This window comes from Edwardsiella anguillarum ET080813 (assembly GCF_000264765.2).
GTDB lineage: Bacteria > Pseudomonadota > Gammaproteobacteria > Enterobacterales > Enterobacteriaceae > Edwardsiella > Edwardsiella anguillarum.
This window is the reverse complement of sequence record NZ_CP006664.1, coordinates 236,281-255,804: the sequence shown is the minus strand read 5'-3', so window position 1 is coordinate 255,804 and position 19,524 is coordinate 236,281. Positions and strand designations below refer to the sequence as shown.

Sequence of the window (19,524 nt, the reverse complement as noted above, 5' to 3'; positions counted from 1 at the left end):
GGGCAGATTTATTGCGGCGTGGCTGCTTGAGAGCCCCTGCTCACCGTCGGGGCGGTAGATGTGCGCGCTACCCTTCACGCCGGAGCATCACGTGTACCCGGCGATATCCGTAGTGAATTCGCACTTCGCTGATCTCCCGAATACACGGGTGCAGTGCGCTGTCATCGGCAGCAACGAAAAGATACCTGAACGAACGGCGATTAACCCGCAGTGCAAAACAGACCGCTCTTTCGCTAGCGCCATAACGGGCCTATAAATCCCGGCTTCATTCGCGCAACGGTGCCAGCGTCAGCGCTTTTTTGCCAATACGTCCTGCAGCATCGCCTTGTCGCGGCTGAGATCGGCAACTAGCCTCTTCAGCCGCAGATTTTCCGCTTTCAACTGTCGCATCTGTCTGAGTTCAGAAGGGGAAATTCCATCGTATTTCTTTCGCCATGTGTAAAAAGTGGCGTCGGAGATATCCAGCTTGCGGCAGACACCCGGCGTGGACGAACCCAGCTCAGCCTGCTTCCTGCTTCAGGGCAAAGATAATCTGCTCTTCGGTGAATCGTGGCTTTTTCATTGGCACCACCTCCGTTCAGGGGAGCGTTTATCATGCCGGCATTCTGTTTCTGAACGGAACAGGATTTTGGGGCAGGGTAACCAACATGATGGCCGTTCACTACTTTATTAAAATGACACTGATATAATATGGCATGACTGCGCCTTTTGCTGTTTGTCATGATTCTTTGAATTTATCAATTAATGCCTCCCTGATATAACGATGAAACGTATCGTTATCCATTAACTCATGCCAGTATAATTTGCTTTGCAGGGATATATCACTATTGGTTATCTCTACGCTAAGAAGGTTAAATTTTGTTATAATGGTATCGCTTAGGTAGGCAAAACTGTCGCTTGTTTCTAAAATATCTACGATAGCCCGAATAGACTGAGTGCAGAAGGTTGATGATGATAACCCTGGTATCTTTCCAAACTTATCATTGTATGCGATAGATAGGGCTGCCGGACGTTCTATTAGCTCGATATACTTGAATTGACCTAACGCCTCACCGGTTGTATGTACACCTGCAAGAGGATGGCCTTTTCTCACTGCAAAGGAGAAGGTATGCTGGCGCATATCTAACGATTTTATGCTATTAGGCGTATCACTGAGATGCCCAATGAAAAAATCTATTTTTCCAGAGAGGAGATCCTGCATCAAGTTAGCGTTTCTTGACATTATTTTAAATGATACATCATCACTTATGTTGAGGTCTTGCTTGATTTTGTTTAGTAATTCAATAAGTTCTGCGACATAGACATCTGAGTTAATGCAGATGGTATATATGTTTTTGCTAGGTCTAATGTCATCAGAATAAATGTCAATAATGTTATAAATATTTTCTATGTGAGTAATTACGCCTTCCAGTTTTGGCAATAACTCATCGCCAAACGAAGTTAACACCATACTGTTTTTGCTTCTCACCAGAAGCTGATCGTTAAAAATCTCTCTCAGCCGAGAGAGTTTCTGGCTTACAGCAGATTGGCTAATGCAGAGCTCATCAGCAACGCTTTGCACGCGCTTTAGCTTTAGCAATAAATATAGAGTTATCAGTAGGTTGCTGTCATACTTTATCGCTTTTGGAAATGTATTTCTAAACATATAGTCATGTGCTCTGGTGGCGAGAGAGTAAGATCACTTGTAAGTGATTGATATTTTTTGATCGTGATAAAAATTATTATGGCACTATAAAGACATACATCCGCAAAATAGATGTAATTGTATTATACATGAAAATATTATTTTTTCATTGTCAATATAAAAATAAATTATTTTTTAGAAGCGTTTTTTCAGGTGATTCTCATTCTATACGCTATCAATGAGGTGATCGTATGCATCGTGACGCTTTCAAAGCGTAGCTTGGTTTACATTAAGTTACATTAATTTTCATTATGTTACACGCTTATTGGTATATTAAATATCTATTATTTTGCATGTATATAACAAATAGTTATAATGGGATTGCCATGATCTGCTTGGCTGAGGAGCAATCTCCTTCTTCCAAGATTTTTCTCGTAGGAGAAGGAAATTGTTTGAGTGACAATGTGCTTGAATAATAATGTGGATATAATTAAGAGAGATATAAGTTACGTCATCGAATATACAAACTATATATAACCACGATTGTAAATCAAGGTTTGCTCTCATATCGAGATGCGTTGACGCTATAATTGTCAAAAAATAGATAGAAATGGTCGTGCTATCAGTATGTTTCTTCGTGTTGATTATGGGGGCGTGAGATCTTAACTGGTTGTTTTGTTGATGGCGAGCAATGCCGAAATGAGGTGATTATAATTAGATAAGAGAATGGATCTCTCTTGCTTATTTTTTATTCCAATCATATGAATAATCTTATTTTGGCATCGGTATATCGCATTCTTTGATTTACGGCATATAATAGACACCTCTTTTACGCTAGTACCATTGGCCATCATTCTTAACATGGCAATATTATCTTCTGATATCTTTATTTTCTTCTCAAGTGTGTAGTTATCAATTTTTTCATCCATCTCAAATATTAGTGATATTGCTTGTTTTATTTCTTCCAGTGTACTGGATAGTGGGATTGATGATGTCATATTAAATTTAGAGAAAACACCATCCAGTAATGATGTGATGATGAGCTGCTTGCAAATGGATTTTTCACTGATTGATTTTATTGCATTTAATAATGAAATGGATAAATCCTCGTTGCCAACGGCATATATGATCCCTATGTAGTTAACAATTTTACTTTCTATATCTCCTATGTTTTCTATATCAATATGTTCAATGCTCATCGTAGATATTGAGCGAATCAGCTCAGTAATAGATAAATCTAATAGTTGGTTTTTGCAAAAAAAAGCAATTTTTTTATCGCTAGTGAATGAACTTATATTCATAACGTGCTCCATTTGACTTGACCGTACATTTGCCATTCTACAAATGATTTATTCATTTAGTAATGATTAATTATCGATGTTTTGATGTTTTTCAGTTGAGGTCGTTTGTATACTATTGTTTAAGGACTATAGATAAGTATTAAATATGTTAATATTTAATTTATTTTACTGTCAAATGAATTTATGACGACCGTGGATTATTTTTCTTAATGTCTTAGATTAGCTGATGTAATGTGGCGTGGCATTAACTCTATTTTATATAATTAACGGTGAAGATTACTCGCTAACGTTATCTGTCTGTAGGTGATTTTATTGTCTTTGCGGCTTTGGGTTTATTTTGTAATCAACTGTTTTAATTGATTTTTTTGTCTACATTATTAATTCTTATTCCATGCTTTAATTTATTTGATTTGTCTCCTGGTTTGATGACTGGATATTATTGATTGACAGCGTGTAACTAGGCCGATAAGCAGCTGCTGCGCTGCAGCTACGCTTTCGCTCTAGGTCAGGAACTTTGGTTAATCCAGCTCAGATCAAGTTAAGCCTTGAATATGGTTAATCCTGCTCAGGTCAGGTTAAGCCTTGAATCTTGAGCTAAGTAATCAGTCAAGCTTGCTTATCTTTGATTTTACCTGGTATTTGTTTTTGATGCACTGTGAATTTTTGAGATGTATCTATCCCAATGGATGACTATTTTTTTAATTTTGTTTTTCAGGGATAACACTAGGTGGATAAACGATAACCTATTTTAGTTTATCCTATTGGTACAACTAATCTATACATAATGTATATCTAAGGATATTTTGCAATGAAATTGAACAAGCTTGTTGTTATGCTGGGGCTGGTTGCTGCTACGACTAGTGGTGCTGCATTTGCCGCAACCGAGGGATCAGGCACTGTGACTTTTAAAGGTGCAATTATCGATGCACCGTGTTCCATTACGCCTGATACCACTGATCAAACCGTCAATCTGGGACAGGTCTCCAGTAATGCGTTGCTGGGGGGGGTACATCTTCTCCGCAGCAGTTTAATATTAAACTGGAGGGATGTGACGTTTCAGCGTTGGCTAAGAAAACCGTGACTACCGCATTTAATGGTGTCGCAGATGGTGATAATTTGAGTCTGCAAGGCGGGACAGCAGCTGGTGCCGCTATCGTTATCGTGGACTCTACCGGTGCCCCGATCAAAATTAACGATGCTATTGGCGGTGCACCTGAATCCATTGTGGATGGTAGCAATACCCTACATTTCTCTGCCTACCTGAAAGGTGATACTGGTTCTAGTGCGATTCAGACCGGTGATTTTGCCTCTGTTGCAAGCTTCGTTTTGGCTTACCAGTAAGGCTCTGCGCATGTCTGGCCGGGTATTTTACCTGGCCATTTCAACACAAGGCTTGAGTGGGGGTGGCATGCGTTATTGCGGTTTTACTATAGTGGTACTTTACCTGCTGGCGTTACCTGCAATATCTAGGGCAAGTGACTTAGGTACGGGTTATGTCAGGATGCAAGGTTCCATTATTGATACACCTTGTTCCATTGCCGTGGAGAGCCGTGATCAGATCATTAATATGTCTGTGGTCCCCGTTGCACAAATTATGCGTGATAGCTATGGTCCGACGCGATCGTTTCGTATTCGGCTAGATCACTGTGATTTAGCCAGAGATAATCCTAACCAGCCAGATTGGAATACGTTTCGGGTGACATTTGATGGTGCTGCGACACACCATGATCTCTTCGCAGTAAGTGGGGAAGGTCGAGGGGTGGGACTGCAAATCGCCGATGAGGCTGATAATTTAGCTATTCCCGGAGTGAAAATGCCTGCAGGTAATCTTCATCCTGGTAGTAATATGCTGTATTACACGATGCGTTTGGTTACTAACCACAAGAAGTTGCAGGCGGGAGCGTACCGGACATCTATTCGTTTTAAATTGGATTATTACTGATGCAAGGGCATGAGGTTCGTCGTTTTGTTATTCGCCCGTTGTCAGTGGTAGTATCGCTGGCGATATTTGGGCAGTCAGTATTAGCTGCACAAAGCGTGGAGTTTAATACCGACGTCTTGGATGTTAAGGATCGGAGCAGCATCGATTTAAGCGAGTTTTCCCAGGCCGGATATATTATGCCTGGGGAGTATAACATGGTGGTCTATATTAATAAAAATGCGCTACCAGAGCAGACCGTAAAATTCCTTGCTCCAGATAATAATCCTAAAGGCAGTGAACCGTGTATCACTCCCGATATGGTCGAGCGTCTGGGGCTGAAAACGAGTGCATTACGTGATGTAAGTTATTGGCATCAGGGGCAGTGTCTGAATTTTGATTCCCTTAAAGGGATGTCGGCTCAAGGTGAGCTGGCCAGTGCTTCTCTATATTTGAACATACCTCAAGCTTATCTTGAATATACTGCGAAAGATTGGGACCCACCAGCGACTTGGGATGATGGTGTAGCAGGACTATTATTTGACTATAATTTCAATACTCAACTTACTCGATCTCATCGGGGCGATGGTACTCAGTCAGTAAGCGGTAACGGAACGACGGGGTTTAATCTTGGGGCGTGGCGTTTTCGTGCTGATTGGCAAGGGAATTATAATCATAACTCAGAACCAGGCAATAGTAATAACAGCGAGCGTAGCTGGGATTGGACGCGTTACTATGCCTATCGTGCCATTACCGCTCTGCGGGCTAAGTTAACGCTAGGCGAAAGTTATTTAAACTCCAGTATATTTGATAGCTTTCGCTATTTGGGTGCTAGCCTGGAGACCGATGACAACATGCTGCCACCCAATCTACGCGGCTATGCGCCAGAGGTGACAGGCGTGGCGAATACCAATGCTAAGGTAACCATTAGCCAACAGGGACGTGTACTGTATGAGACTACGGTAGCTGCCGGTCCGTTCCGGATTCAGGATCTCAACTCGGCAACAACCGGTACGCTGGATGTTAAAATTACTGAAGAGGATGGTTCGGTGCGTACCTACCAGGTGAATACGGCTAATATTCCTTACCTGACGCGTCCCGGGCTAGTACGCTATAAGTTGGCCTTGGGAAGGCCCTTAGATTATCAGCACAACCAACAAGGGCCAGGGTTTGTCACCGGGGAATTTTCTTGGGGTATCAATAACGGGTGGTCGTTATACGGTGGCTCCGTATTAGCGGGTAGTGATTATAATGCGCTAGCGCTCGGCATTGGGCGAGACCTGATGGCTTTTGGCGCATTATCGTTTGATATCACTCAATCCACTGCCGAACTACCGCAGCAAGGGGTGAAGAGCGGGGGATCGTATCGCCTGAGTTATTCTAAGCGCTTTGATCAATATGATAGCCAGGTAACTTTCGCTGGGTATCGCTTTAGTCAACGTGACTTTATGAGCATGTCTCAGTATCTCGATGCGCGTTATCTTGGCCAGAGTGATGGTATGGGACGTGAACTATACACTATTACCTTAAATAAACAATTTAGTGAATTGAATCTTTCGACCAACTTGAACTATAGCCATCAAACCTATTGGGATCGCCCATCAGAGGATAGTTATACCTTGTCGCTGGCTCGTTATTTTGATCTCGGCCGAATTAAAAACATTAGTTTGTCATTATCAGCTTACCGTAGTGCATATAACAATACGAATGATGATGGGATGTATGTGAGCCTGAGTGTTCCGTGGGGAACCCATGGTACTTTAACGTATGATAGCCAGCATTCTAGCAGCGGTAATACGAATATGGTTGGTTATTCAGGCATCATCAATGCCAACAATAACTATAACATTCGTGCCGGTGTGGGTAACCAAGGTCGCGCGGCTGCATCGGGTTACTTTGTCCATGATGGCGACTTGGCGCAGGTTACGGCCAATGCCAGCTACCAAGATGGGCAGTACAGCTCTCTGGGAGTGAGCCTGCAGGGAGGGATGACTGCGACGATGCAAGGGGCGGCGCTACACCGGATCAATGTAATGGGAGGGACCCGGATGATGGTGGATACTGATGGTGTGGCAGGCGTGCCGATCTATGGTTACGGCGGGATCACTGATACTAATATGTTTGGTAAGGCCGTCGTCGGTGATGTGAACAGCTATTACCATAATGCAGTCAAGGTGGATGTTGATCACTTGGCCGATAACGTTGAGGCAACGCGCTCGGTGGTAGAAGGGACACTGACGGAGGGCGCTATTGGCTATCGCCGCTTTGGTATCATCGCAGGGGAGAAATCAATGGCGGTCATCACGTTGGCCGATGGGAGTACGCCACCCTTTGGCGCTATTGTTAGTAATCAGAACCAAGAGCAATTAGGTATTGTGAATGACGAGGGCCGAATATGGTTAACGGGTATTCAGGTCGGTGAGATAATGAATGTTCGCTGGGATGGTGCAGAACGTTGTCGTTTGACTATACCGAAGTCACTGCCGTCACCAGGGGGCATGTTGCTATTACCATGTCAGCCGCTTAATGGACATTAATTGATAGCTAAGAAATAACCATATTGCGATGTTTTGCCACGGTTGGGGACAGGGGTTCTTGCGATGATAGTAGACAGTGAGCAGTGATAGATAAGCTTTTCTGTGTTGCAGGAATAGACCATCGAGATTACGCGACATAGCAATCTTTACGATTATTGATGAGATAGTGAGAAGGTATGAAGAAAAATATTTTTCTGGCGGCACTGGCCGTCGTGATTGGCGCTGCTGTGGGAGCTCAGCAGGCAATGGCTGCGATAGCACTGGATCGCACTCGGGTTATTTTTGATGGAGCCAATCGCTCTGTGAGTCTAAATATAAGCAATGAGAACAAAGAACTGCCTTATTTGGCTCAAGGCTGGATTGAAGATATTAATGGAAAGAAGATTGAATCACCATTGATCGTGTTGCCACCATTGCAACGTGTAGAGCCGGGAGCGAAGAGTCAGGTAAAAATTCAGGCGATACCTGCAATAGGGCAATTACCACAGGATCGCGAATCGTTATATTATTTTAACCTGCGAGAGATTCCGCCGAAGAGTAATAAACCGAATACGTTACAAGTTGCACTACAGACAAGAATTAAGCTGTTTTATCGTCCGAAAGCATTGATGGCGACAGCGGACTCCTATGCCAATCCATGGCAGATGAAGGTAACGTTGACTCGTATGGCAGATAAGTACCAGATCAATAACCCGACACCATACTATGTGACGATCGCGGGGGCATCCAGCAGTCTGAAGGGTAAGGATGTCAACGGGTTCTCCCCCTTCATGATCGATCCCAAAGGTAGTGCCAGTATCCCGGGCAGCGCTGCCGCATTGGGCAGTTCACCGGTGCTGACGTATATCAACGATTTTGGCGGGCGTCCGAAGTTGGAATTCCAGTGCGCCGGTAGCAGTTGCACGGTGAAGGCCAATCACCCTGGCTGAATCGTGGCGAGTGAAAGCATGGTGGGTCACATACGACATAACAGACATTATGGCGAATGTACCCGGTAACGGGCAGTGGAATGTGATGACGAGAGTGGCGAGAGAAGCAATGCATGATTCTCAGGATAATACGTCAAAGGGTAGGAGAATATGATGGCTCAGGGCGTTCAACGTTATTGCCAAGGTGTATTACTGGGTAGTTTGTTATTCGTGTCACTGAGTGCTCTATCGGCAATGTTAGATAAAACGTCGGATAATTGGAATGTCGATGGCTCGCATGGGATGTTGCATGTCAGCGGCGTGCTGACGGAGGGCGCTTGCCGTTTGGATATGCAGTCGGCCTATCAGCAAATTTCTCTGGGGACGGTGCCGGCCGGGCAGCTGCATTATCCCGGTAACCAAGGGGCCCCTGTGGCGGTGCAGCTCTCGCTACGCGATTGCTTGCATAGCGGAGGACATCAAGATGATCTGCGCAGTGGTAACCGTACTAGCGATCGCCTACAACCGGTCGTCTCGGTAACCTTTAAAGGTGCAGCGGATGCCGATAATCCTGACTTGTTACAAGTTCAGGGAACATCGGGGCTGGCATTACGTCTCCAGGATAGTAATCGGCGCGATGTCCGCCTGGGAGATCGCGGTACGCCGCAGTATTTAATGCCAAACAATAGCCAATTGACCTACTACATCATGCCAGAGCGGACCTCTGCGCCATTGGTCACAGGCGCTTGGCGCTCCGTGGTGAACTTTGGGCTGAATTATGATTAAGAACGGGACGATGGTTAAACAGGCTATGGCGGCGGTTGGGCATGGGTGGGGGATGGGCTGGGTGCTGGCGGTATGCGCTGGTATCGCGTTAGCAATGTTCCCGCTGTACTCGCTAGCGAGTAATCCTACTAATATTGCTATCAATATTAATGGTACGGTTACAGCCAATGCCCATTGTTCGTTTGGTAGTGATGACCCGATTGTCGTAGATTTTGGTGATGTATATGTTTCAGATCTAGCCGCAGGAGGCTATCGCAAAGAGGTACCCTATACATTGACTTGTAAAGGAGAGCAAAAACCTGATGGCAGATTAGTTGAAATGCGCTTTGTCGGTACCCGTGCTTCTTTCGATGACACCGCGTTGGCAACAAATGTGCGTGGCTTAGGAATTAAGATCATGCTGGATGGCACTACGTTAAGTCCGGGCAGTTGGATAGCGATTGATCCTAACCGGCCTCCGAAGATTGAAGCTCTGGTGATGAAAGGCGCAAATGTGACGTTTTATAATGGGCAGAAGTTTACGGCATCGATAACATTGACTGTAGATTATGTTTGAAATATCCATGGTGAAGTCGAGAGGTAACTCGTGGGTAGAAGGTTATGATATCAGTAATTTTTTAGCGTAGATTATCATTGAGAATAACTATGATAAATGACAATTGGCAACATATAATCTCTGTATCGTATGATAGCGTCTTCCAATGGAAAAAAAATATAGCTAAGAGCGTACGCTATCTATCGATGTTCTTAATGTTTTTACTGATTTTTTTTGCGGCAATTTCATCTTCACAGGCTGATATTACAGGTGATAAGGTCTCTATCACCTTTACGGGTACCTTGCTGCGTAAGCCTTGCCATATTAATAATGACGAACCGATAAATATTCATTTTGGAAATGTCGGGGTGAATAAAGTTGATGGTGTCAACTATATCCAGACCATTCCGTATACAGTGACGTGTGATGATCAATATAATGAAGATGAAAACCGAGGCCAGCCGATGTTGATGTTTGTCAACGGTTCTGTTACAGGTTATGATCCCGCGGCGCTGAATACATCGGTGGCGGGGTTGGGGATACATATAATTCAGGATGGTCACCCGATGGAGATCAATAAAGGATTACGCTATGAGCAAGTACATAATCCGGTGTTGCAGGCTGTTCCCGTTAAGCAACCGGGTGTGATCTTGTCCGGGGGGGCATTTTCGGCCACTGCGACTTTATTGGTTGTATTTGAATAGAGAGGCAAATAATGCGCTATCCGGCTATCGTCTCCTATCCATCATGGATACTACATGGCGGCATGAAGAGCATTGTACTAATTGTGTTGCTGTCGATCGGGCAAGTGGTTTGGGCCACCGGTGACAATAACCTTAATTTCGACGGTATTCTAGTCACTGAACCTTGTACTCTCGATCCTGACACCACAGATATTACATTAGACTTTGGTACGGTGGTAGATAAGTATTTATATACTAATATGCGTACCGCGAGCAAGGTATTCAATATTCGGCTATTAGATTGTGATGTTACATTGGGGCAATCGGTACGTGTCACCTTCGGCGGTATGCCCAATAAGGAATTGCCAACACTATTAGCATTGAGCAGCGGACCTGCCAGCGGTATTGCTATCGGTATGGAGAAGTCTGATGGCTCGGCCTTACCATTAAACAAATCAACACCATCCTATACGCTTATGAGCGGTGATAACATATTGACATTTAAAGGATATGTACAGGGTGAGCCCACGGCATTACTCAAACATAGTATTATTCTTGGTAATTTTACGGCGGTGGCCACTTTTACTCTTGAGTATTTATAGTTGATATCCCTATATGGCCCATTTCGTTATCAAGACGCTTCCTTCGTGTGCTATTGGCGGTTGATGTAACGGATAGACTTGCTAACAAAATTTAGCACTATGATAGCCAGGTGATAATCTTTACCCTTCTACCATCAATGATGGGCGTATGTGGGTAATGACAGATTTGCCAATAATCCGATAGGGTGAGTGAGGTTATCTATTAGCCCTTAAGCTTGGGGAGAGCATAAATGAAAGTGATATTGTGGGGGATCGGTGTATGGTTGTGTATAGTATCCAACTATGCTATCAGCAATGCCAAGAAGGTATTGGTACCTAAGAGCATAACCTCAGTAAATGGATCTATTTTTAGTTTCTCAGTAGATAAAACAAAAAAAGCATATTATCTTAACAGCCCAACGACATTTAAAACCATTGATGGCTATCAGGTTGGATATATTCCAGATACAGTCACAAAAATTAGGCTGTCGGTAGTGACGGGGCCAGGCGATGGGTTGCACCGTTGTCCCGATGCGCCATTGGGTACTCTTGGCGACGGCCGCTGTTCTGCAACGGATAGTCAAGGATATTGGCATCACTATGGCGCATATGTTGATGTTAAGGATCTTAAGGATGGCGCGCCTATGGAGCTGCCAACTCCAACTGTCTCTAAGCAAGAGGGAGAGTTGTGGTGTGCTGTTTTTGAAACAGATGGTGGTGTTGTTCTTCGTGGTGATTACAACGATTCCTCATCGCCGAGTGGACTCTCCGGGTATTGCCATAGTGGGAAGATAATTCCACCAACGCCACCGAGTCCTACCTGCTCTGTAACCTCGGCTAACCCGATGAATGTGGACTTGGGGCAGATTGAACGGAGTGATATCCAGACTAGCGGTGGTGCACAAAAAATTGTTCCCTTAACCGTTACCTGTGACTCAACGGATCCAATGCCTCTGAGCGTAAAGACTATAATAAATATGCCAACATCGTGGTCTGATACTCAGCTATTAACATCTAATAAGGATTTAGGCGTTACGGTTACGGCTGATGGTGTTCCATTAAAAAATGGGACTACCTTCCAGATGAATGTGACCGGTTCGGCGACCTCTAATCTTGGTTTTACACTTAACCGTAATCCAGCGACGTCGGCTGAGTCGATCGCGACTGGGGGGTATACGGCTTCAATGGCGTTGGTAATTAATTTGCCATAATATATTTTATTTACATTAAAGGGTTTTTAGAATTCATTACAGATGAATCTATTCAAGATAGATCACTGAATTGGTCAATATGCTGTCTCACTCTCTTTTGGGGCAGGCTTATTAAGCTATAGTATGATTCGTTTTTAGGATCTAATGCATGAGTAATTGTAATGTATATGGTGGCCCCCTCCGTGGCACCGGATTCGTCTCGTTCGCGGCCGTGATGGCGATGTGTTTCTTGGGGGGACATCCAGCGTTGGCGGCGAAGAGCAAAACTGACGACTTTACCCCAGAGCAGGTCGCGGCCATCGGCAAGATTGCCGGGGAGTATGTCGCCAGCCACCCACAGGTTTTGCTGGCCGCCAACCAACGGCTACAGGATGAGCGCCGCCAGGCGCAGCGACGCGTCATGGTACAGGCGGCGTTAGGGCATCAGAAGGCGTTGCTACGCAATGCGGATACCCCGGCGCTGGGGCCGCAAACGGCGAAGGTGGCGGTGATTGAGTTCTTCGATTACCAGTGTATCTACTGCGCCAAGATGGCTCCGCTGGTTGATGATGTGGTCACCGCCAATCCCAGCGTACGCTTTATTTTTAAGGCATTTCCCATCTTTGCCTCGCGTTGGCCAGCCTCACAGGCGGCGGCGGCGGCGGGGCAGGCTGTGTGGGCCAGTAAAGGTGCCGAGGGATATCGTGCCTATCATAATGGCCTGTTTGCGACCGGGAAAAACGAGGGGAACCTAGCGACGGCGGATATTGATCAGCTGCTGGCGGTGCAGGGGATTGTCCTTGATGCGCAGGGGCACCGCACGCCTGATACTTACCTGGCGCAGATCGCGGCCAATATACAATTGGGACAAGCGTTGGGGCTGAGCGGGACGCCGGCCTTCGTGGTGATGCCGCAGGAGGGAGCGAATGTAGACAATACCCTGGTGTTGCCAGGAGCCGTGAGTGCTAGCCAGCTCCAGGCGGCCATCGAACTGGCCGGCGGAAAAGCCAAGTAGCCTTGCCGTATATGGGCGTCCTGCGCCTCCTAATTCATACAGATTAATGCTGTATTCATCTTCATCATTTTTTAGTGCGCCATGAACCTATAACCATAGCGTTCGGCCAGTGTGTGCGTCGTTATGTCGGGAGAAACTGACAGTATGACAAGGGAAGGTGGCTGGCATGGGCCTGAGCAGAAGAAAAAGGGAGAAAGCGAGAACGGCCGGCGTAGCCGCTTTGGCGCGGCGACGGGCTGTAGCCTGATCCTGCTGTGCTATCTGCTGTTGGTGATGCATCTCTATTGGCCGAACAGTGGCGGCATGGGGCTTAGCCTACCATTCAATATATTAGCTTGGATTAGCATGGCGTTGGCCGGGTTGATGATCCTGCTATTGCGGCGTGAAAAGCGGGTGATACGGGTGGCCGCCCTGCCTTGGTTATTGGCGGGGGCCATTTTGTTGACGTTACCGCTGCTCTGGTCACCTCTCCCGGCGCAACAAAATGCCTGGTTACGGATCGCCGGGCTATGGGGGGGATTGCCTTCTATTGGCTGCTGCAGCAGGCGGAGATCCGTGTCCGTCAACGGCATTGGTTGTTCTTCGCACTGGTTTCTAGTGCATTGATAGAGGCGCTGATCGCCCTCTGGCAGTTGTTTTTTGCAAATAAAAACAATTGGATGGACTTTGTTCCCCATACGCGAGCCTATGGGATATTCCAGCAGCCCAATGTATTGGCGAGCTTCTTAGCAATTGGACTGGCTGTCGCCTTGCATCTGGCGCTTTACCGGCGCCAGCGTCTAGCGCAATGGGGACTGGGCGTGGCACTCCTGATCTTTCCTGCGGTGCTGGTGTTACTGGGATCCCGCATCGGGTGGTTGGCAGGGGGGATGGTGGCGCTGTGGGGTGGGGTGATGTATCGCCGGCGTCCTCACCTGGGTTTCTACCTGGGGATCATGCTATTGGGGAGTCTGGTCGGCGGGATACTATTGCTGGCGATTGCGCGAGGGTGGCTGCCTTATACCCAGGTGGTGATTGATAAGGCGTCTTCGACGCAGGCGCGTTGGCTGTTGCTGCGGACCAGTGTGGCGATGCTGTTGCATCACCCGTGGCAGGGGTGGGGCTATGGAAACTTCGCCTATAGCTTAGTAACCCAACGCGATCTACCCTCTCCGCAGCATCTCATCTGGCGTATCGATCATCCACACAACGAGGCGCTGTTTTGGTGGGTGGAGGGCGGTATCTGTGCCATTGTCGGCACGCTACTGCTGCTGGGCGGGATCGTCCGCGCAGCGTGGGAGAGTCCCCGCGCCGCCTGGCCTTGTCTGTGGATGGCGCTACCCATTGCGTTGCACCTGATGACGGAGTATCCGCTCTATCTCTCGGTGCCTCATTACCTGGTTTTGCTGGTACTGTTGGCATTGATTCCGCCACGGCGGCGTCACGAGTTGACCACTCGCATACCGTGGCGCGCTAGCTTCGCGCTGGGCTGCGTCGCGACCATCGTGTTTATGCTGGGGGCGTTTCAGGCTCAACGGTGCTTAACCCGTTTCGAGCACGGTGGGCTGCGGGAGCCAGCGCTGCTGCAGCAGATCGTCATGCCTGAGGCCCAATGGCAAAACTATCAATACGATCGCCACACGGCGCTGCTATTGCAATTCAACTACAGCCGCGACAGGCGTCTCTTAGAGCAGTATGAGCGCTGGGCGGCCGAGTATTGCCTCGTCGCGAACGATAAGAATGTTTATCGTACCCGGATCGCTATCGCCGACGCCCTGGGAGAGACGGCCTTATCGACGGCGTTGCGGCAGACGTATCGCCAAATCTTCCCACCGCCCCAACCGTAATATCCCGCTGTTAGCCGCCGGCGTGAGGGGCGTCGGGCGGCTGGCGCATGGCCTGGCGCAGGGCGCTGGGGGTAAGGCCGTAGCGGCGGACAAAGCGGGCGGTAAAGCGCGATGGGCTGGCATAGCCGCTCTGGCTGGCGATATCGCCGATGGGGGCATTCCCCGACTGCAGCGCCAGCAGCGCCTGACCAAGGCGCACATCGTCCAGAATATCGCGAAAGCTTTTTCCTTCGGCGCTCAGGCGGCGGCGCAGGGTGGACTCGGCCATATGCAGGCGCTGGGCGACGTCGGTCGCCTGCCAGGCATAGGCGGGATCCAACAGCAGCAGCTGTTGGATTTGCTCCGTGAGACGATCGTGACGTTCGTTCAGCAGCAGCGCGGTATGGCCGCTGGGCTGCAGCGCCAGCAGCAGGCTTTCGGCCAGATGGTTAAGCAGCGGCGGCGCCAGCGGCGCCCGCAGCGCATCCATCACGGCGTCCCACAGCAGCGTCAGCGTCGGCGTCATGGGCAGCGCCAGCGAGGCGGCCCCCCCGTCGGAGGGCGCCGCCTGTGGATAGTGTTTTCGAAACTGACGCAGCAGCGCCGCGGGTAGATAGAGCATCTCGGCGCGATAGTAGCCCGCGCCGGTCTGATTGGCCATGCTCACCTCACTGCCGCCGGGGAACAGCACCAGCGAGTCGCCCCCCGCCACCTCACAGCGCTCACCCCATTGGATGGTCTTGCTACCCTGGCGAACCCGGCACAGCGCCGGGCTGAACAGGGTGACCCGCCGCAGCTGGTGGTTCTGGCGTGTGCTGATCTGCTGCACCGTCGGCGTGGGGGGGGCGGGATCGTGCATCTGCTGCTGTCTCCAAAACTCAGTGACCGTATACCGGCACCAGCTGAGCGGTGGCCAGTTTGTTGGCATTCAGCATAAAGCCAACCAGGGCGCCGCTGGAAGCATTATCGATCGGCAGCTTGTCGGTCTTCAGCGCCCAGACGGTAAACTGGTAGCGATGCGGTTTGTCTCCCGCGGGCGGGCATACCCCACCGAAACCGGCATAGCCAAAGTCGTTGCGCCCCTGAACCGCACCGGCGGGCAGGGTGGTACTGTCCTGTGCTCCGGCCCCGGCCGCCAGCTGATGGACGTTGGCCGGGATATTGACCATTGTCCAGTGCCACCAGCCGCTGCCGGTCGGCGCGTCGGGATCATAGGCGGTGATGGCGAAGCTCTTGGTCCCTTCCGGGGCGCCGGACCAGTTCAGCGCCGGGGAGCGGTTGCCGCCTTCGCAGCCGAAGCCGGCGAACACCTGCTGATTGCTCATCTGTTGGCCTGGCTGCATATCTGGGCTGCTCAGGGTGAAGTCTTGGGCGTGTACCGGTAAAGAGAGCAGCGCCAGGGCCGCCAGCGAAAAGGTGGTTTTACTCATGATATTTCTCCTGTGTGATGATGGGTACAGGCTACTGGAGTTGGCGCGGAGATGCTGTGCCGAAACGCTCTACAATTATGCCGAATCGCTCAGTTGACCGCTTTTCTGGGGCTGATAATGGACGTTACGGCACAGCATGGCGGAGTGGATGGCGGAGTGGACGGCGGGGAAGGGGGCACGGCGGCGGCGGAAAAGTGTGTCCCCGGCCACAATCACGCGTCAAGAAGTGTCGTTATGCTGAAAAAATCCCTGGAATTACGCTAATAATCCCGAGGAATGTCATAAAATTAATGAATTACTTCTCGGCGTGCTTAGGCGTCGCGGTAACGGTGACGGTGGAGTCCGCTGCCCTGCCGATGGCCAGCATGTCGGATCGCGTCAGGTGCGTTGCCCCGGGCAATGGCATATTGTTTGATCATATGAATGGATACACTGGTCTTATCATGAAGAATCGTGCGCTTACCGTTTTTATCCGCAGGCTAACGCTGGGTGCGAGCCTGTCTCTGGTTGCCTTACCGCTGTTGGCCGCCGATCCGGCGCCGCCGCAGATCAATGCCAAGGCCTATATTCTGCTGGACTATGATAGCGGCCGGGTGCTGGCGGAGGGCAACGCCGACGAGCGTCTGGATCCCGCCAGCCTGACCAAAATCATGGCGAGCTATGTTATCGGCCAGGCGTTGAAGAGCGGCAAGATCGCGCCCGGCGATATGGTGGTGGTCGGGAAGGATGCCTGGGCGACGGGGAACCCGCTGCTGCGTGGATCCTCGCTGATGTTTCTCAAGCCTGGCGATCGGGTTCCGGTTGCGGAGCTGAACCGCGGGGTGGTGATTCAGTCCGGCAATGACGCCAGCATCGCGCTGGCAGATCACGTGGCTGGCAGCCAAGATGCGTTTGTCAACCTGATGAACCAGTACGTTGGCGCCTGGGGGCTGAAGAATACCCATTTCCGCACCGTCCACGGCCTGGATTCCGAGGGACAGTACAGTTCGGCGCGGGATATGGCGCTGATCAGCCAGCGCCTGATCGCCGATGTGCCGGATGAGTATCAGCTGAATAAAGAGAAGGAGTTTACCTTTAATAAGATCCGCCAAATCAACCGCAACCGTCTGCTGTGGGACAGCAGTCTGAACGTGGACGGGGTGAAGACGGGATTTACCGGCGGCGCCGGACATAACCTGGTCGCATCGGCTACGGATGGCCCCATGCGATTGATTTCAGTGGTGTTGGGGGCGCCAACCGACCGGGTGCGCTTTGACGAAAGCAAAAAGCTGCTGACCTGGGGATTTCGCTTCTATGAAACCGTCACCCCGATCAAGGTAGGTCAGCCCTTTACCACCCAGAAAGTGTGGTACGGCGAGCGCAGCGAGGTGCCGCTGGGCGTGGACAAGAGCGCCGCGGTCACCATTCCACGTGGGCAGATGAAGGATCTGAAAGCCAGCTATACGCTGACGCAGTCGCCGCTGGAGGCGCCGCTGAAGAAGGGGCAGGCGGTGGGCACCATCGATTTTCAGCTTAACGGCAAAACCATTGAGCAGCGCCCGCTGGTGGTGCTGGAGGATGTACCGGAGGCCGGCTTCTTCGGCCGCATCATCGACTTTATTATGCTGAAGCTGCACGGCCTGTTCGGTGGCTGGTTCGGCTAAGTCCGCCGGGCGCACCGCTCGTCGCATAAAAAAATGCCCGGCAGCGCCGGGCATTTCATTTATCAACCTTCCCCCTCCATCGAAGGGGAGATCGCGGCAGAGGCCGACTTAACCGCAGGAGAGCACTTTCAGCGCCAGACCGCCGCGAGAGGTCTCACGGTACTTGGCGTTCATGTCCTTGCCGGTTTCGTACATGGTTTCGATAACCTTATCCAGGCAGACGCGCGGATCGCTGGTGCGGCGCAGCGCCATACGCGCCGCGTTCACCGCTTTGACGGCGGCGATGGCGTTACGCTCGATGCAGGGTACCTGAACCTGACCGGCGACCGGATCGCAGGTGAGCCCCAGGTTATGCTCCATGGCGATCTCGGCCGCCATGCAGACCTGGGCCGGGCTGCCGCCCAACAGCTCGGCTAGACCGGCCGCGGCCATAGAACAGGCGACGCCGACCTCACCCTGACAGCCTACCTCGGCGCCGGAGATGGAGGCGTTCATCTTATACAGCGTACCGATGACGCCGGAAGCCAGGAAGTAGCGGGTATACGAGTTGGCGTTCACCTCACGAATAAACTTATCGTAGTAGGCCAGAACGGCGGGGATGATCCCGCAGGCGCCGTTGGTCGGTGCGGTAACGACGCGGCCGCCGGCGGCGTTTTCTTCGTTCACTGCGAAGGCGAACATGTTGATCCAGTCGACAACGGCCATCGGATCGACGCTGGTCTTGTCATTGGTGACCAGCATACGGCGTAGGGCAGAGGCGCGACGCGGTACGCGCAGCGGCCCGGGCAGAACGCCCTCGGTGTTGATGCCGCGCTCGATGCCGGTACGCATCACGTCCCAAACCCGGGAGAAGTGGGCCGCGATCTCATCCTTGCTGTGCAGGGCCAGCTCATTTTGCATCACCAGGCCGGACAGGGAGAGCCCGGACTCTTTGCTGTGACGCTGCAGATCGGCGGCGCTGCTATAGGGATACGGGACGGCAGCCTGCTGGCTGCTCTGCTGGCCAAAGTGCTCTTCGTCAACGATAAAGCCGCCGCCGATAGAGTAGTAGGTCTTGCTGTAGAGCACCTTATCTCCGGCCAGCGCGGTGATGCGCATGCCGTTTTCATGCAGAGACAGGTTGTCCTCGTGGAAGTTCATGCTGGTTTCCAGCGGGAACGCCACCTCATGCTGCCCGTTGGCCATCAGCAGGCGACCGCGGGTCTCGACGTCTTTGATGAAGCCGGGGATGCTGTCGATATCGACGCTGTCCGGTAGGTTACCGGCCAGCCCCATGATGATGGCCAGATCGGTGTGGTGGCCCTTGCCGGTGAGGGACAGGGAGCCATAAACGTCAACAACGACGCGGGTGACGTCGTTCAGCAGACCTTTTTCGATAAGGTCATCACAAAATTGTTTACCGGCCTTCATCGGCCCTACGGTATGGGAGCTGGATGGGCCAATGCCGATCTTATAAATGTCAAAAACGCTAATCATATCGCCTCCAATGATTTATCAAGGCTGGAAATTCAATCTGTTGCCAGGATAAAAAAAACGACCGATGCGGAAACCGCACCGGCCGGGCTGTT

At 50.1% G+C, this 19,524-nt stretch carries 18 protein-coding genes and 1 pseudogene; 13 read left to right on the top strand and 6 right to left on the bottom strand.

Translation table 11 applies throughout. The annotated features are described in order from the left end of the window. Nucleotides 1-288: 288 nt before the first annotated feature. The 3 genes from ETEE_RS22280 to ETEE_RS01150 all read right to left on the bottom strand — a co-directional run bounded on the left by ETEE_RS22280 (nucleotide 289) and on the right by ETEE_RS01150 (nucleotide 2,925). On the bottom strand, nucleotides 289-498 hold the full coding sequence (locus ETEE_RS22280) for a transposase (RefSeq protein ID WP_095666536.1): 210 nt from the start codon (nucleotides 496-498) through the stop codon (nucleotides 289-291). 220 nt (nucleotides 499-718) lie between these two features. Beyond that, nucleotides 719-1,645 carry a LysR family transcriptional regulator gene (locus ETEE_RS01155; RefSeq protein WP_034162534.1) on the bottom strand — a complete coding sequence of 309 codons (927 nt, stop codon included), beginning with the start codon at nucleotides 1,643-1,645 and terminating at the stop codon, nucleotides 719-721. A gap of 641 nt (nucleotides 1,646-2,286) precedes the next feature. Beyond that, a complete protein-coding gene (locus ETEE_RS01150; protein WP_034162533.1) occupies nucleotides 2,287-2,925 on the bottom strand; it encodes a hypothetical protein in 639 nt (212 codons plus the stop codon). An 808-nt stretch (nucleotides 2,926-3,733) separates the two neighbouring features. Between ETEE_RS01150 and ETEE_RS01145 the strand changes: the two are divergent. The 12 genes and pseudogenes from ETEE_RS01145 (at nucleotide 3,734) to ETEE_RS01100 (ending at nucleotide 14,904) form a co-directional block, all read left to right on the top strand. After that, nucleotides 3,734-4,266 (top strand): annotated as a pseudogene (locus tag ETEE_RS01145) (fimbrial protein). 10 nt (nucleotides 4,267-4,276) lie between these two features. Next, the gene (locus tag ETEE_RS19630) at nucleotides 4,277-4,867 is read left to right on the top strand and encodes a fimbrial protein (protein WP_225865094.1); all 591 of its coding nucleotides are present in this window, start codon (nucleotides 4,277-4,279) and stop codon (nucleotides 4,865-4,867) included. Beyond that, on the top strand, nucleotides 4,867-7,380 hold the full coding sequence (locus tag ETEE_RS01140; RefSeq protein WP_034162531.1) for an outer membrane usher protein: 2,514 nt from the start codon (nucleotides 4,867-4,869) through the stop codon (nucleotides 7,378-7,380). The genes ETEE_RS19630 and ETEE_RS01140 overlap by 1 nt, the downstream gene beginning before the upstream one ends. A gap of 176 nt (nucleotides 7,381-7,556) precedes the next feature. Next, nucleotides 7,557-8,309, top strand: coding sequence for a fimbria/pilus periplasmic chaperone (locus ETEE_RS01135; RefSeq protein WP_034162530.1), 753 nt, complete (start codon nucleotides 7,557-7,559; stop codon nucleotides 8,307-8,309). A gap of 153 nt (nucleotides 8,310-8,462) precedes the next feature. Beyond that, nucleotides 8,463-9,074, top strand: coding sequence for a fimbrial protein (locus tag ETEE_RS01130; protein ID WP_034162529.1), 612 nt, complete (start codon nucleotides 8,463-8,465; stop codon nucleotides 9,072-9,074). A 10-nt stretch (nucleotides 9,075-9,084) separates the two neighbouring features. Then, complete coding sequence (locus ETEE_RS01125; protein WP_158407643.1) at nucleotides 9,085-9,630, top strand: fimbrial protein; 546 nt, start codon at nucleotides 9,085-9,087, stop codon at nucleotides 9,628-9,630. An 89-nt stretch (nucleotides 9,631-9,719) separates the two neighbouring features. Further along, entirely contained in the window at nucleotides 9,720-10,313 is a 594-nt protein-coding gene (locus ETEE_RS01120; RefSeq protein WP_049703831.1) for a fimbrial protein, read from the top strand. Between the two features lie 11 nt (nucleotides 10,314-10,324). Continuing rightward, nucleotides 10,325-10,894 carry a fimbrial protein gene (locus ETEE_RS01115; RefSeq protein WP_225865093.1) on the top strand — a complete coding sequence of 190 codons (570 nt, stop codon included), beginning with the start codon at nucleotides 10,325-10,327 and terminating at the stop codon, nucleotides 10,892-10,894. A 230-nt stretch (nucleotides 10,895-11,124) separates the two neighbouring features. After that, nucleotides 11,125-12,084: a fimbrial protein gene (locus tag ETEE_RS20725; protein ID WP_081854051.1), complete on the top strand. Its 960-nt coding sequence runs from the start codon at nucleotides 11,125-11,127 to the stop codon at nucleotides 12,082-12,084. A gap of 148 nt (nucleotides 12,085-12,232) precedes the next feature. After that, nucleotides 12,233-13,078 (top strand): thioredoxin domain-containing protein, encoded by an 846-nt coding sequence (locus ETEE_RS01105; protein WP_225865092.1) that lies wholly within the window; start codon nucleotides 12,233-12,235, stop codon nucleotides 13,076-13,078. A 144-nt stretch (nucleotides 13,079-13,222) separates the two neighbouring features. Further along, on the top strand, nucleotides 13,223-13,684 hold the full coding sequence (locus tag ETEE_RS21495; RefSeq protein ID WP_144418101.1) for a hypothetical protein: 462 nt from the start codon (nucleotides 13,223-13,225) through the stop codon (nucleotides 13,682-13,684). Next, on the top strand, nucleotides 13,588-14,904 hold the full coding sequence (locus ETEE_RS01100; protein ID WP_034162525.1) for a PglL family O-oligosaccharyltransferase: 1,317 nt from the start codon (nucleotides 13,588-13,590) through the stop codon (nucleotides 14,902-14,904). Before ETEE_RS21495 ends, ETEE_RS01100 begins: the two co-directional genes overlap by 97 nt. A 10-nt stretch (nucleotides 14,905-14,914) precedes the next feature. On the opposite strand, the gene ETEE_RS01095 is transcribed toward ETEE_RS01100, so the two are convergent. Both ETEE_RS01095 and ETEE_RS01090 read right to left on the bottom strand, forming a co-directional pair. Beyond that, nucleotides 14,915-15,742 (bottom strand): helix-turn-helix transcriptional regulator, encoded by an 828-nt coding sequence (locus ETEE_RS01095; protein WP_034162524.1) that lies wholly within the window; start codon nucleotides 15,740-15,742, stop codon nucleotides 14,915-14,917. 19 nt (nucleotides 15,743-15,761) lie between these two features. Further along, nucleotides 15,762-16,313, bottom strand: coding sequence for a kinase inhibitor (locus tag ETEE_RS01090; RefSeq protein ID WP_034162523.1), 552 nt, complete (start codon nucleotides 16,311-16,313; stop codon nucleotides 15,762-15,764). Between the two features lie 443 nt (nucleotides 16,314-16,756). Here ETEE_RS01090 and ETEE_RS01080 point away from each other — a divergent pair, with 443 nt between their 5' ends. Next, nucleotides 16,757-17,956, top strand: coding sequence for a serine hydrolase (locus ETEE_RS01080; RefSeq protein WP_034162521.1), 1,200 nt, complete (start codon nucleotides 16,757-16,759; stop codon nucleotides 17,954-17,956). Between the two features lie 108 nt (nucleotides 17,957-18,064). Here ETEE_RS01080 and ETEE_RS01075 read toward each other — a convergent pair whose 3' ends face one another. Then, on the bottom strand, nucleotides 18,065-19,432 hold the full coding sequence (locus ETEE_RS01075; RefSeq protein WP_034162520.1) for an L-serine ammonia-lyase: 1,368 nt from the start codon (nucleotides 19,430-19,432) through the stop codon (nucleotides 18,065-18,067). Nucleotides 19,433-19,524: the final 92 nt, after the last annotated feature.